Annotated in this window: 14 protein-coding genes; 10 read left to right on the plus strand and 4 right to left on the minus strand. The window is 45.9% G+C overall.

The features are described from left to right. The first annotated feature begins 155 nt into the window (after window positions 1-155). From RIH33_RS14565 to RIH33_RS14575, 3 genes are all read left to right on the plus strand, one after another. Window positions 156-2,846, plus strand: coding sequence for a putative LPS assembly protein LptD (locus RIH33_RS14565; RefSeq protein ID WP_406658522.1), 2,691 nt, complete (start codon window positions 156-158; stop codon window positions 2,844-2,846). 72 nt (window positions 2,847-2,918) lie between these two features. Then, on the plus strand, window positions 2,919-3,284 hold the full coding sequence (locus tag RIH33_RS14570) for a LytR/AlgR family response regulator transcription factor (RefSeq protein ID WP_406652300.1): 366 nt from the start codon (window positions 2,919-2,921) through the stop codon (window positions 3,282-3,284). 108 nt (window positions 3,285-3,392) lie between these two features. Then, window positions 3,393-4,103, plus strand: a complete 711-nt coding sequence (locus RIH33_RS14575) for a YebC/PmpR family DNA-binding transcriptional regulator (RefSeq protein ID WP_406652301.1) — start codon at window positions 3,393-3,395, stop codon at window positions 4,101-4,103. A 25-nt stretch (window positions 4,104-4,128) separates the two neighbouring features. On the opposite strand, the gene RIH33_RS14580 is transcribed toward RIH33_RS14575, so the two are convergent. Further along, on the minus strand, window positions 4,129-4,581 hold the full coding sequence (locus RIH33_RS14580; RefSeq protein ID WP_406652303.1) for a hypothetical protein: 453 nt from the start codon (window positions 4,579-4,581) through the stop codon (window positions 4,129-4,131). A gap of 108 nt (window positions 4,582-4,689) precedes the next feature. Further along, the gene (locus tag RIH33_RS14585) at window positions 4,690-5,631 is read right to left on the minus strand and encodes a LysR substrate-binding domain-containing protein (protein ID WP_406652304.1); all 942 of its coding nucleotides are present in this window, start codon (window positions 5,629-5,631) and stop codon (window positions 4,690-4,692) included. Window positions 5,632-5,841: 210 nt separating this feature from the next. On the opposite strand from RIH33_RS14585, the gene RIH33_RS14590 reads away from it, so the two are divergent. The 5 genes from RIH33_RS14590 to RIH33_RS14610 all read left to right on the plus strand — a co-directional run bounded on the left by RIH33_RS14590 (window position 5,842) and on the right by RIH33_RS14610 (window position 8,664). Next, entirely contained in the window at window positions 5,842-6,393 is a 552-nt protein-coding gene (locus tag RIH33_RS14590) for a hypothetical protein (RefSeq protein ID WP_406652306.1), read from the plus strand. 85 nt (window positions 6,394-6,478) lie between these two features. Next, window positions 6,479-7,018, plus strand: a complete 540-nt coding sequence (locus RIH33_RS14595) for a hypothetical protein (protein WP_406652307.1) — start codon at window positions 6,479-6,481, stop codon at window positions 7,016-7,018. Between the two features lie 13 nt (window positions 7,019-7,031). Continuing rightward, window positions 7,032-7,853 carry a glutamate racemase gene (gene murI, locus RIH33_RS14600; RefSeq protein ID WP_406652309.1) on the plus strand — a complete coding sequence of 274 codons (822 nt, stop codon included), beginning with the start codon at window positions 7,032-7,034 and terminating at the stop codon, window positions 7,851-7,853. A gap of 17 nt (window positions 7,854-7,870) precedes the next feature. Then, complete coding sequence (locus RIH33_RS14605; protein ID WP_406652310.1) at window positions 7,871-8,203, plus strand: TfoX/Sxy family protein; 333 nt, start codon at window positions 7,871-7,873, stop codon at window positions 8,201-8,203. Window positions 8,204-8,205: 2 nt separating this feature from the next. After that, a complete protein-coding gene (locus RIH33_RS14610; RefSeq protein ID WP_406652312.1) occupies window positions 8,206-8,664 on the plus strand; it encodes a GNAT family N-acetyltransferase in 459 nt (152 codons plus the stop codon). Window positions 8,665-8,721: 57 nt separating this feature from the next. Here the strand turns inward: RIH33_RS14610 and lysS are convergent, their stop codons facing one another. Both lysS and RIH33_RS14620 read right to left on the minus strand, forming a co-directional pair. Further along, entirely contained in the window at window positions 8,722-10,452 is a 1,731-nt protein-coding gene (gene lysS / locus RIH33_RS14615) for a lysine--tRNA ligase (protein WP_406652314.1), read from the minus strand. Between the two features lie 3 nt (window positions 10,453-10,455). Beyond that, window positions 10,456-11,640, minus strand: coding sequence for a proline dehydrogenase family protein (locus tag RIH33_RS14620; protein ID WP_406652316.1), 1,185 nt, complete (start codon window positions 11,638-11,640; stop codon window positions 10,456-10,458). Between the two features lie 86 nt (window positions 11,641-11,726). Here RIH33_RS14620 and aroB point away from each other — a divergent pair, with 86 nt between their 5' ends. After that, entirely contained in the window at window positions 11,727-12,761 is a 1,035-nt protein-coding gene (aroB, locus tag RIH33_RS14625; RefSeq protein WP_406652317.1) for a 3-dehydroquinate synthase, read from the plus strand. A 229-nt stretch (window positions 12,762-12,990) separates the two neighbouring features. Continuing rightward, complete coding sequence (locus RIH33_RS14630) at window positions 12,991-14,211, plus strand: 3-phosphoshikimate 1-carboxyvinyltransferase (RefSeq protein ID WP_406652319.1); 1,221 nt, start codon at window positions 12,991-12,993, stop codon at window positions 14,209-14,211. The last annotated feature ends 82 nt before the right edge of the window (window positions 14,212-14,293 follow it).

Genomic DNA, 14,293 nt, shown 5'->3' on the forward strand with positions numbered 1-14,293 from the left:
AATTCCCATAATTTTACGCAAAATTGTAAATTTTTAACCAGTTAATAAAATCCGAGGGCTTGAGGAGAATTGCGCTAGTAACTATTTTTATATCGATTGTTATTCGATTACAGGCGCAAGTTGATTCTACCTCCTCTGAGTCAGCTGATAGAGCTGTGATTGGTTCCAATCCCGAGCTCAAATTTACAGGTTCAGATTTCATTCAGGCCAACGATAGTTCCCGCCTGGCACTGATCCCCTCAGACTCCCTCATCACACCGCCAGATTCTTTGGTTGCTCCCTCCGGAAAAGCTTCCAAAAAAAATGATATTGAAACCACTATCAACTATACTGCCAGAGATTCTATGATCTTTGAGATTGAGGACAGGCGACTGTTTCTCTATGGCAATACCCACATAGACTATGGGAGCATCACCTTGGAATCTGACCAGACCACCATAGACTGGAATGAGCGAAATATCAAGTCGCGATATACCCTGGATACGCTGGGCAGAAAGCGCGGGAAGCCCGTTTTCTCGCAGGGAGGCAGTGTTTACGAAACGGATGACATTCTTTATAACTTCAAAACCAAGCGGGCCATTATCAAAGGTGTAATCACGGAACAGGACGGGGCCATCATGCACGGAGAAGATGTGAAAAAAAATGAGGAGAACGAACTCTTCATCAAAGGAGCCAAGTACACCACCTGCAACCTGTCAGACCCCCACTTTTTTATCAAGTCAGAAAAAATCAAAGTAATCCCGGGAAACAAAGTGCTGTCCGGCCCCTTCAATCTTAAATTCAGGGAAGTCCCTACCCCATTGTGGTTTCCCTTCGGGATGTTTCCGCAACCCCGCCAGAAAGCTTCAGGCATTGTTTTCCCCTCATATGGTGAAGAAACCCGAAGAGGTTTTTTTCTGAGAGGTGGTGGCTACTATTTTGGCTTTAGTGAATACTTTGACCTGAAACTTACTGGCGACGTGTACTCAAAAGGTGGATATGCCCTTGATGCCACCACCAATTATAAGGTACGGTACAAATTCAATGGGTCCATGAACTTCGCCTACAACAAAAATGTGACGGAAACAGAAACTGTGCCCAGTGTGACCAATGATTTTTGGGTGCGGTGGAGCCACCGGCCGGAGACCAGAGGAAATTCCAGCTTTAGCGCATCTGTCAACGGTGGTACAAGAGGGTTCAATACCAACAACAACGTAGCCATTTACAATCCTCAGCAGAGTATCAGCTCCGAGTTTCAGTCGAGTCTGAGCTATAGCCAGAAGTTTCAGCGCATACCCTTCAATATGTCCTCCACCTTCAGGCAGCGTCAAAATATTCAGTCAGGTATCTACAATATGAGCTTGCCGGATTTTGCGCTCAATATGAACAGGATGTACCCTTTCAAAAACCTGGCTAAATCCTCCAATTCTCCCATCGCCAAAATAAGCTTTAGCCATAATTTCGTGGCCAAAAATGAAATCAGTAATGCTCCTGTGTCACCTACTTCATTGGGTTTTACCCCTATCAATGGCAATGTCACAGAAGACGAGGAACCCATCGAACTGAATGTGGAGAATCTGGGAGATATTTATGACCGGTCTAAAATCGGTGGGAAACACACCATACCGGTTTCTACTTCTTTCAACCTCCTAAAATACTTCACCGTAAGCCCCAGCTTCAACTATCAGGAAGTATGGTATACCCGAGAATTGGAATATACCTATGTACCTGAGCAAAATGGTGTGCGGGTAGATACTGTGGAGGGGTTTTCCAGAGCAGGTAGCTGGAGTTCAGGCGCTTCCATCAATACCCGGATGTACGGGATGTACTATGTGAAAGGTATTGCTGGTATAGAAGCCATCCGACATGTCATGACGCCCAGCCTATCTTTCAGCTACAATCCGGACTTTGGAGATGAAAAATATGGTGTATACGAAACTGTACAAATGGATACACTGGGTAATACGAAGCGGTTGTCCAAATACCAGAACTTCGCTTACGGAAGCCCATCGGGCAATGAAAGTCGCACAGTCAGCTTCGGCCTCACCAACAACCTGGAAATGAAAGTGCGAGCCAAAAAAGACTCTGTCAATGAATTCAAAAAAGTAAAAATATTCGAAAACCTCTCCGTCAACAGTGGCTACAATTTCGCTGCAGACTCCTTTCGGCTGAGCAACATTAACTGGAACGCCCGAACCAGCTTTTTCAACCAAAAGGTGAACCTCACCCTGAGTGGCGCTTACGACCCCTACCTCTACATTGAAAACGGAACCTCCTCCGGGCAAAAAATAGACCGCTACGCCTGGAACAACGGCGAAGGAATTGGTACATTGAGAACCCTCAGCTCGCAGGTCAGCTTCTCGCTGAAGCCCAAAGGTTCCAAGGAGACTAATGACAATCCAAATAGCAACCCCAATAATCGCAGTGCCTTTGAAAACGATGGTGCAGCCATAGACCAAAGCCCGTTTGGTACGGAGGATGAAAAAGAGTATATCAAGCAAAACCCGGAGGCTTATGTGGACTTCAATGTACCCTGGTCGCTTCGTGTGGCCTATAACCTGAGCCGAACTAAAAACGGACTGGATGACGCCCTCATTTCCAGTCATGGCGTACAGTTTAGTGGTACGCTGGGGCTCACTGACAAAACCCAGATCACTTTCAACTCCGGCTATGACGTCAAAAACAAGGATTTCACTCAAACCAACATAGGAGTGGCACGTGACCTCCATTGCTGGACCCTCAACTTCTCCTGGGTACCATTTGGACGGTACCAATCGTTTAGTCTGATTATCCGCCCCAAATCAGCACTCCTGCAGGATTTGAAAATCGAAAAAAGACGAAGCTTCCAGGATTTCTTTGGTCAGTAATCAGCAGGCCTTGCCATTTCCAAATGAGAATGATTATGTGTTCATTTGTGACCCAAACCAGCCTTTGTTAAAATGTCCAACCAGACCATGCGCACCTGTATCATCGTAGAAGATGAAATACACCACCAGGACCTTTTGTCCTTTTACCTGAAAAAGACCGTGGGAATTCAAGTACTAGGCATGTACACAGACACGGTCAATGCCACCATCCAGATAGAGAAACAAAAACCTGACTTTATATTTCTGGACATCAACATTTCAGGGCTGGAAGGGCCCGAGTTCATCGACTTGCTTGAACATCGACCAAAAATCATCATTGTCTCGGCACATTCCGAGGATTTTATGGCCGCCCATTACAGCGAAATCCCTTACGCTGCATTTGTGCAAAAACCCATCGACCTGATCAAACTACAGGAAGCGTTGGCCAGTATTGCATGAACTGCTCCCAAAAATCCGGCACCTCTGAATATTGTTGATCACACGTTGAGAAAACTTTTTTAGATATTGTTCATCTATGTATTTTTGCCTTCCAAAAGATAAAAATCCATGGGAAGAGCATTTGAATACCGAAGAGCAGCCAAAGAGGCACGTTGGGACAAGATGTCCAAAATATTTCCTAAGCTGGCCAAAGCCATCACTGTAGCCGTGAAAGAGGGAGGGCCCGAGTTGGAAACGAACTCCAAGCTGCGTACGGCCATCCAGAATGCCAAGTCACAAAACATGCCCAAGGATAACATCGAAAATGCCATCAAAAGAGCATTGGGCAATGACGCTGCGGATTATACCGAAGTGACCTATGAAGGAAAGGGCCCACATGGTGTGCTCGTATTTGTGGAATGCGCCACGGATAATACCACACGCACTGTAGCCAACGTAAAGTCTTATTTCAACAAGGCAGGCGGCGGCATAGTCCCGAATGGTTCTCTGGAGTTTATGTTTAGCCGCAAGGCGGTATTCGAATTTGAAAAACCTGAGGGGCTGGAGCTGGAAGAATTGGAACTGGAGCTAATAGATGCTGGCCTTGAGGAAATAGAAACGAATCAGGAAATGGTCTACCTGTATGCGGACTACACCAACTTTGGCTCGCTGTCCAAAGCCCTGGAAGATCAGAACATAGAACTGAAAAAATCCAGCCTGCAGAGAATTCCCACCAGCCCGGTAGAGTTTACTGATGAGCAAATGGAAGAAATAGAAAAAATGCTGGATAAAATAGAGGATGACGATGATGTGCAGGCCGTCTATACCAACATTGCCTAAGACATCAGATCAGGTATGACCCCTGTCATACCTGAACCAACCTTCTTCCTGCCTCTTTCACGGCGTAAGATTTGATCTCTTCAAAGGAACTCTCATCAAGACCAGCCAGAGAGTTTTCCAATTCTTGTGGAACCTCTTTTCCTTCGGAGTCCCACCATTCATTGGCCACTGTCTTGGCAGCAGACTCATCAATGTCGAAAAGATGGAGATGTGAGTCCGAAATGACCCATGCACGATCTTTATCTGCATACTTCTTAAATATCATTCCTCTGATATTGGTAGCAGTCTGATCGCCGCTTTTGAAATACGCTTCGGTGTAAGTCATGGTATCGGGCTCAGTCATAATGTTATCCCAGAATTTTCTGGAGGAGATGATCTGTGCCGTGGATACCAGGTAAGCAGACTCCCTTTCGAGTGGACTGCCACTCAGATCACAGGAGGCTTTAAATTTTTTCTTTTTGCTAAACAGGCTGAACATGGCGACTTTTAATTAGAGTTTTGACCATTTAGTTTACTCATTCAGCACAAAAAGGTTACCAAAAGCCCGCCAAGATCTGCGGCAATTTGATGGATGGTAAGTCCCATATCAGCCAATATTGATTTGCGGATCCACAATTTCATAGTCCTGTGATGAGAGCATATGCCGTGGAATGTTCTTCCTGATGTATTCTCCCAACTTATCAATAAATCGCTGCTTATCGTAATGTTTGGTCATAATAAGGCTGATCTCCCGAGCCTTTGGTTTGCCGCCAATCGGGATCACACGCTCCTCCTGTTCTTCATCCAGGCTCAACATACTCAGCTCGGGCAGTATGGTCATGCCTCCTTTGGTGTCTACTATCCTGATCAGTGCATCGATGGAGTTGCTGCGGTAGATGAAGTGTTTGTGCTGCCTGATTTTGTTAAGGTCACAAAAATTATTGATCTGGTCGCGAAAGCAGTTGCCCTCGTTCAAAAGCCAAAGCTCATCATAGCTAATGTCCTGCAAATCGAAATGGGTCCTGGTCTCAGGCTGAAAAGACATATAAAGAAAGAACTTCTCATAAAATAACGGCTCAAAAACGATCCCCGCAACGCTGATGGGTGTAGAAATAAGACCAACATCCAGGCTTCCATCCCTGACACCAGCCACTACGCTCTCCGTGGTAAGCTCGTGGATATCCAACCTGAATTCCGGATAATCCTTCTGCAGGTCGTCAGAAAAAAGCGGAATCAGAAACGGCGCGAGCGTGGGGATTACTCCCACCCTGATCACATCATTATATTGCTGACTCAGCTCCTGGGAGAAATTGATCAATCGGCGTGCATCGGTCAAAATCTGCTGCGAACGTTCGAGAAATCTCAAGCCATCTCTGGTGATCTCTATGGGTGTAGTGTTTCTGTTAAAAAGCTTTATCCCGATTTCCTCCTCGAGTTTTTTGATCTGAGCACTCAGCGCCGGCTGTGTGATTCCCAACCGCTCCGAGGCCTTGCTAAAACTGCCAATTCGCCACAGCGTCAGGGCATAGTCTAGTTGATTTAGAGTCATAACTTAAAATTATGCAAGCAGAATTTTAATAAGTACTCCCAATGTATCTTTTTTCTAAAAGTTCGAAAAGAAGACTGCAGTGAGTCACCGGGGCATCCGATCAGGTGTGAGAAAATCAGGATAGAAATGGCACATTAATTACTTTTTTCATAAATTCATAGGGATGGTAGCCGGCCTCCTAGTTATTTTCATCAAATTATCCGTCCAAAAATGAAAGAAATTCAATACCTCAGCATTCAAGGAAGTTGCGCTCCTTCTTTCTGGTTTAAGGATCATGATGCGCAGAGCTTTCGGTCATTGATAGAGTCGCTCACGCTAAGTCACTCCCTGATCATTTCCTCCATTTATCGGACAGACGTATTTTTCATGGCAGAAGAAGATCACCTGGATCTGATCATTCGCAGTTGGTCTACCTTGAAGCGACACTCTTTTGATCAACACCTAAAGGGAAAGTTTATCAGGGCTAACAACAGGAAGGAAGCCTTTGAGCTCTATTTTGACACACTGTTTCACCTGATCAAGCACCCGAAACATCACGAACGATACAGAATACGCCTGAATGAAATTCAACAGCTCGAGAGCAACAACCCTATCCTAAAGGAGCTAATGGAATGTGACATGCTCCTTACTGAAAAATACCGCGAACAGCACGTGAAATATGTAAGCCTGGCCACTGCCGAACAGATCGGTCAGTATATTCCTTCCTGTGAAAACTTTAGTTTACTGGCCCACGAAAGACTCAGAAAACTGAATTACAATTAATTTGAGTGGGGTGGCTTTTCATCCCACTTTGGATGAATGAAATATATTAACTTCATGGGAGTTACTATAAGGAAACCATAGACCCATGAAAAAACTTATTCTTGCTCTGATCATTTGCTCACCATCATTACTCTTTGCACAAAAGGGAACCCTATTCCCAGGTCTGGCGGGTGAAAACCTCATACACGGCGAGGTGAATTTACCTGAGGACGTAAGAGGAAAACACACCTTGATTGGCCTTGCCTTTTCCAAAAAATCAGAAAAATCCCTCAACTCATGGTTTACTCCGGTATATGACCAGCTGATCAAAAAACCGGAGGAGGGTCTGTTTGCTTTCAGTTATGACGTGAACGTCTATTTTGTACCCATGCTCACCGGAGCCAAACGGCCCGCCTATCAACAGGTGATGAAAAAAGTGGAAAAAGATGTGGATCCGCGGCTGCATCCGAATGTCCTGTTCTATCAGGGTACACTGAAAGAATATAGAGATGCCCTGAACATCACGGATAAAGACTTGCCCTATTTCTATCTGCTTGATAAGGATGGTAAAATCATATATGCCACCTCAGGCCTATACAGCCGTGCCAAATTGCAGAAAATAGTTGATGAGTTGCCGTTTGAGTAACTAGCTTAGCGGCATGGAGCAAGGACCTATTGGCATATTTGATTCGGGATATGGCGGACTTACTGTACTTCGGGAGATCGTAAAAGTTCTGCCCGATCATGACTTTTTGTATCTCGGTGACAATGCCCGTACTCCGTACGGCAACCGATCCTTTAAAACCATCTATGAATACACGCTGGAAAGCGTCAAATACTTATTGAATGAAGATTGCCCTCTTATCATTCTCGCCTGCAATACCGCTTCGGCGAAAGCCTTAAGAACCATACAGCAGCGAGATCTCCCCGGCCTGGCTCCAGACAAACGAGTGCTGGGGGTGATCAGGCCAACAGCCGAGGTAATCAGCCAATACAGCCAGACCGGGCATGTAGGGGTACTTGGCACCACAGGGACGGTAAATTCCGAATCCTACCTACTGGAAATCAAAAAGCAATCACCTGACCTTAAGGTATTTCAACAAGCCTGCCCGATGTGGGTGCCCCTGGTGGAAAACGGTGAACAAGACTCAGACGGGGCAGACTACTTTGTGGAAAAGTACCTCCGGGAGCTCTTCAGTCAATCAGAAAAAATAGACACGCTCCTTCTCGCCTGCACCCATTACCCCTTGCTGATCCAAAAAATAAGTGCCCGGCTTCCTGAAGGTATCACCGTGCTGAATCAGGGCGAAATTGTGGCGCCAAGTCTCGTAGATTATCTGGATCGCCACCCGGAAATTTCAGATCTTTGTCTGAAAAACCATCAACTTCGATTTTTAACCACTGATGAAACTGAAAACTTCAATAAAAAAGCAAAGAGCTTTTTTGGACAGTCGATTTTAAGTGAATTTGTGCATCTTTAAGAGACAAAACCTCGCACATGGCTTTCAACGAAGAAACGGCTCAGAGAATCCGTATGGCTATGGATTTGATTCGCTCCTTTCAGTATACTGAAAAGAAAATGTTCGGTGGGCTCTCTTTTCTGTATGAGGGCAAAATGACCGTAGGAGTAGTGAAAGACGACCTGGCCGTAAGGGTGGTTTCGGATAAAATGGAGCAAGTACTGGCTGAAGCGCACGTCCGGCCCATGGATTTCACCAAAAGTCCCATGAAGGAGTTCGTTTATGTGAGTGCAGGTGGGTTTGAGACTGAAGAACAATTAATGAGGTGGATAAATCTCGGAATAGAGCACGCTAAAAGTAAGATTGGATAAGAATGAATTTGGAGATTGGTAAACTAGGACATACTGAAAAGGCACCCATGGATTTGCTGTTCAAGGCAGATCCCTCCATAGAGATGATCGAAAAGTACTTGTACTCAGGAGAGTGCTATCTGGCCAAGTTAAACGATGAGTTGGTAGGTGTGTTTGTGCTCATGCCCAACAACCCTCAGGAAATGGAGCTTAAGAACATCTCGATTATTGATAAATACCAGGGTCAGGGCATTGGCAAAGAAATCATCAAATATGTGATGCGCATCTCAAAAATGGAGGGCTATGATTACCTGATTGTAAAAACCGCAGATACCAGCGCAGATACCATCAAGTATTATGAGAAGATGAAATTTGAGCACTATTTTGTATCCAAGGGTCACTTCCTCAAATACTATAGTCAACCCATTATAGAAAACGGCAACCAGGCCATCGATCAGGTGGCCATGAGAAGAAAATTGTAACAAAAGAGGCCGCTCAATGCATTGAGCGGCCTCTTATTCATTGTCCTGAACGATCCGCTAGCCTTCTATCCAGCTCTGTACTTCCTCCTTTGTAGGATTCTGGACGTCATTCAGCTTTAGCTTTTTACGCGTTCCACATACGTCATTGTGCAGTTTGTTTACATCGCTATGCTTGATCTGCTCAATCGTATTGAGCGCAAGTTTTCTGATAATCGGCAAAAGATCCTCCCTGATTCCCAGCGCCATTAGTTCAGCATCCGTTACGATTTTGGCTTTTTTCTCTGCTTTCATCTGTGGGAAGAAAAGCACATCCTGAATGGAATTGGAGTTGGTCATGATCATGGTCAGACGATCAATACCAAGGCCTACACCCGCTGTAGGAGGCATCCCAAACTCCAGTGCTCTGAGAAAGTCCTCATCCAGAGCCATCGCTTCATCATCACCACGCTTAGCCAGCTCCATCTGATCCTCAAATCGCTTGCGCTGATCGATAGGGTCATTGAGCTCTGAGTAAGCGTTCATAATCTCTTTGCCATTACAGATGGCCTCAAATCTTTCTACAAGACCAGGCTTGGATCGGTGCTTTTTGGTAAGCGGAGACATCTCCTCCGGGTAGTCCGTGATGAAGGTAGGCTGGATCAACTGACCTTCACACTTCTCCCCAAAAATCTCATCAATGAGCTTGCCCTTACCCATGCTGTCATCCACTGCCACATGTAGCTTTTTAGCGGTCTCTCTCAACTCAGCCTCCTCCATGGCAGAGATGTCAATGCCCGTAAAGTGTTCGATGGCCTCAAACATAGTAAAGCGCTTCCAGGGGCGCTGAAAGTTAATTTCATGCGAACCTACCTGTACTTTGGTGTCTCCATGCAGATTGATAGCGATCTGCTCTACCAAGGCCTCCATCAGGTCCATCATCCAGTTGTAGTCTTTGTAGGCCACATAGAGCTCCACCTGCGTAAACTCCGGATTATGAAAACGCGACATGCCTTCATTTCTGAAATCTTTGGCAAATTCATAAACTCCATCAAAGCCACCCACGATCAGTCGCTTGAGGTAGAGCTCATTGGCGATGCGCAGGTACAGTTTCATGTCCAGCGTATTGTGATGTGTCTCGAAAGGGCGAGCCGCAGCACCTCCATGTATCGGCTGAAGGATAGGCGTTTCTACCTCCAGGTATCCCTTGTCATTCAGAAAATCCCTGATGGTATTCACCAACTGGGTTCGCTTCTTAAAGGTCTCCTTAATGTGTGGGTTCACAATCAAATCGAGATAACGCTGTCTGTAGCGCTGCTCGGGATCCTTGAAAGCATCATAGGTTTTCTTATTTCCTTCCTCATCCTCCACCTCTTTCACGATAGGCAATGGTCGCAGAGATTTGCTCAGAATCTTCAAACTGGTCACATGGATAGAAATCTCCCCCACCTGGGTGGTAAAAACATAGCCGGTAATACCGATGATGTCTCCAATGTCCAGGCGTTTTTTGAATACGTCATTGTAAAGACTTTTATCTTCATCCGGACAGATGTCATCACGACGAAGGTAAATCTGTATCCTGCCAGAGCTATCCTGTATTTCTGCGAATGAAGCTGATCCCATGATCCGGCGACTCATCAGTCTTCCGGCAATGGAGATGTTCTTATAGTCCGTCTTATTGCGCTCGTAGTTTTCATGAATATCCTTGGTGCTCACGTTCACCTCAAAAAGGTCCGCCGGATAGGGGTCTATCCCCATTTTCATCAAAGCCTCTCGCTCGTTTCTTCGCTGGATTTCTTGTTCGCTTAGCATTTTTTATGATTTACTTCGTCTTCTTTTCAATTCCTTTCTGATCAGGCTATACTCCCTGCCACTCTGACCAGCGATGGAGGTGTTCTCATCAGCTCTTCTAAATAAATAGGGGAGCACCTTTTCTACCGGGCCATAGGGCACATATTTGGCTACATTGTATCCCAAACTGGCCAGCTTGAATGAAATATTGTCACTCATCCCCAGCAGCTGGGCAAAATACACCCGGTCATCAGATTTCTTTATGTTGTGAGTGTCCATGAGGTTTACCAGCAGCTGGCAGGAATCCTCGTTGTGTGTACCCGCACAAAGCGCAAACTTGTCGATGTGCTCTATGGCAAACTGTAGTGCCATGTTATAATCGTGATCCGTTTCCTTCTTGTTGGTTTGAATCGGATCCGGGTAACCCTTCTCTTCAGCCCTATCACGCTCCTTTTCCATGTAGGCTCCCCGCACCAGCTTGGCTGCAAAGTAACAGCCCCCCTTTGTCACCTCTTCAAAACCGGCCTTCATGTTGGCCAGCGCTTCATGCCTGTATAGCTGATAGGTATTATACACGTAAGGCTTTTCCTTATTGTATTTTAGCATGAGGTCATAAGTGATGCGATCGATCACGTCCTGTATCCAGGACTCCTCGGCATCAATCATGAATTTCATGTCATTCTGAACGGCTCTGCCCACAATGGTGTCTATTCGTTCCAGCACCCTATCGAAGCGCTTAGCCTCCTGAGGGGTCAGTTGTTCACCCTTTTGCTTCTTTTCCATCAACCTGGTAGAGGCAATTCCAGTCATTTTCAGCACACAGAAGGGTATGCTTACATGTTGTTTGGCGTATTCAGAAACACGCAACGCCTCCTCTACCGCCTCATCGTAGCCATCCTCGGAGGCTTCACCCTCCACAGAGTAATCCAGAATGGTCTTTACATTGGACTGGGCCAGCAGAATCATTCGGGGTTCGCTGCCTTCTATCGATTCTCCTCCGCAAAACTGATCAAACAGGGTGTTCCTGATCAGTCCCTTAACAGGCAAACGCATTTTGAGGGCGGCACTGGTGACAGAGGTACCCAACTTCACTACCCACGGATAATTCATGGTAGAGAACACAAAATGAGACTTCCAAAGCCTCGCCGTACTCTTGTGCGCAAATGCAGTTGCCGTATCTTCGAAGTTGATTTTTGAATTTTCTGACATACTTTTGAAAACTGACGGCAAAGATAGTAAGCCCTCAATCATTTTTTCACCTTCATTACAACTGTTACTCTTTATAATCAAGCACTTTGAAAATACCAGGCTACATCACGCTCACCGAAGACCCTGCCGAGAAGCTTCGTTCACTTCTGGAAACCTTCAAACCAGACAGGATCGCCTATCTGGTGGATGAAAATACCCGGGAGCACTGCCTCCCACTTCTGCAAGTAGGTGACGATGCAGAAATCATTGAAATCCATAGTGGCGAGCTCTTCAAAAACCTTAATAGCTGTGAACTCATCTGGGCGGCACTGACCACCTGTGGCTTTAGCAGAAAATCTGTGCTGGTCAATGTGGGCGGTGGAGTAATTGGCGATATGGGCGGTTTTGCCGCATCCACCTACAAGCGTGGCGTTCGGTTCATCAACATTCCTACCACCCTGCTGGCTGCTGTTGATGCCAATATTGGCGGGAAACTGGGGATCGATTTTCGGGGGTTCAAAAATCACATCGGGGTGTTCAATGACCCGGATGCGGTAGTCATCTCGGACCTATTTCTAAAAACCCTGCCCGAGCGTGAGCTCAGGTCTGGTTTTGCAGAGGTGATCAAGCATGGGCTCATCTATGATCAATCATATTTCGAGCGCATTCGCCAATCCAATTTTCCTGATCTCAACTGGACTGAGGTAATCAAAAGGTCTGTGGAAATCAAAAGTGAGGTGGTCGAACAAGATCCGCGAGAGGCCGGACTGAGAAAAATCCTGAATTTCGGTCACACATTGGGCCATGGCATTGAAACGTGGTATCTCAACTCCAGACAGTCACTGCTACATGGAGAAGCCATCTCCATCGGGATGATTCTGGAAGGTTTTTTAGCCAAAAAACTAGAAAAACTAAGCGCTTCCGATCTGGATGAAATGTCTGCCTATCTTATTTCCGTATTTGGGAAATTTGAGCTGCCGCCAATCCATGAGATCATGCCGCTGATGTTACAGGACAAAAAAAATGTGGGCAATGAAATTAGTTTCTCATTGCTGGATGGGGTGGGTAAGTGCTCTTTTGATGAGTTAATTGACCTGAAATGGATCGATGAAGCGTTCCAATATTATCAAAACCTCAAATAAATAGATTTTCCTTTTCCTCAATCCCGTTTTGCGTACTAGTTTTGGCGGTTCTTGCTTTGTTTTTCATTACTTTCTTTGGTGTAGTAATTAAAAGCGTCAAAGATCCAACCAGAACGGTAGCGATAAGGGTTCCTATGGTTTTTGATATAGACATAATTAATCATTAAGACAATCGTATAACGGAAACAGTTGTAACGCGGTTATACCTTACTTTAAATATATATTCTGCTTGAAATATCTCGTTAAAAAATTCGATCAACCCCTCAAAGGAGCCGTGCAATTGACCTCTTCTAAGAGTGAAAGCAACCGGGCGCTTCTTATTAACGCATTGAGTGGAAATCAGCTTCAGCTACACAACCTGTCGGCCGCAAGAGACACCCAGACCATGCAGCGGCTCTTGAAGGAATCCGGTGAAGTATGGGACGTACTGGATGCTGGAACCACCATGAGGTTTTGCACAGCATTTTTGGCTGTAAAAGGATCCGGGCAGACCATCACGGGTACTCCCAGAATGTGCCAGCGGCCCATTGGTGTTTTGGTAGAAGCCCTCAGGAAACTGGGAGCCGAAATAGAATACCTGGGGCAGGATGGCTATCCACCATTGAAAATAATCGGCATAAAAGACCAGCAAGCCAGCCTGATAGAAATTCCGGGTAATATCAGTAGCCAATTTATCAGTGCGCTACTGATGATCGGGCCAAGTCTACCCGATGGACTTACTTTAAGACTCACCACTGAAGTATTCAGCAGACCCTACATAGAAATGACACTCGACCTGATGCGGCGGTTTGGTGTGCAATCGCTTTGGGAAGGCAACGAAATCAAAATAGCCCCCCAGGCTTATTCATCAGGAGCATACACCATAGAGAGTGACTGGTCTGGTGCGAGCTATTGGTACTCATTGGCTGCACTTGGAAAAGATTCAACCCTAAAACTCCTGGGCCTCCGCGCGGAAAGCCTGCAGGGAGATCAGGAGATCGCCACTATTATGAAAAAGCTGGGCATCACAACCACCTACGATGATCAGGGAGCCACGCTTGTTCAAACCAATGAGGTAGCACGGGAAATCGACATCAATTTCAAAACCTGCCCTGACCTGGCACAGACAGTGATGGTAACTGCCGCAGCGAAAGGCGTAACGTTGAAGATGACCGGACTGGAAAGCCTGCGAATCAAAGAAACAGACAGAATAGCGGCCATGCAAAATGAGCTCCGCAAACTAGGCGCAAACCTCATCGAGAACGGGAGTTCATGGACGATGATCCCGGGAACTCTGCCGACCGCTGTAGAGGTGATCGACACGTATGATGACCACCGCATGGCCATGGCTTTTGCGCCCTATTGTGCCACCAGTGACATCACCATTGATGACCCCTCTGTGGTGCAGAAATCCTACCCGGATTTCTGGAAAGACTTTCAGAGTGTAGGAGTAGTGATCGAACAAATCTGAGTTTTTTACCGCATTTGAAAATCCGCCGACAATTGAGCCTGCGTAAGTAGATCAAACAACTTTTTGATGCTCACAATGGTTA

Origin of the sequence: Marinoscillum sp. (assembly GCF_040222955.1) — a bacterium.
Taxonomy (GTDB): Bacteria; Bacteroidota; Bacteroidia; order Cytophagales; family Cyclobacteriaceae; genus Marinoscillum.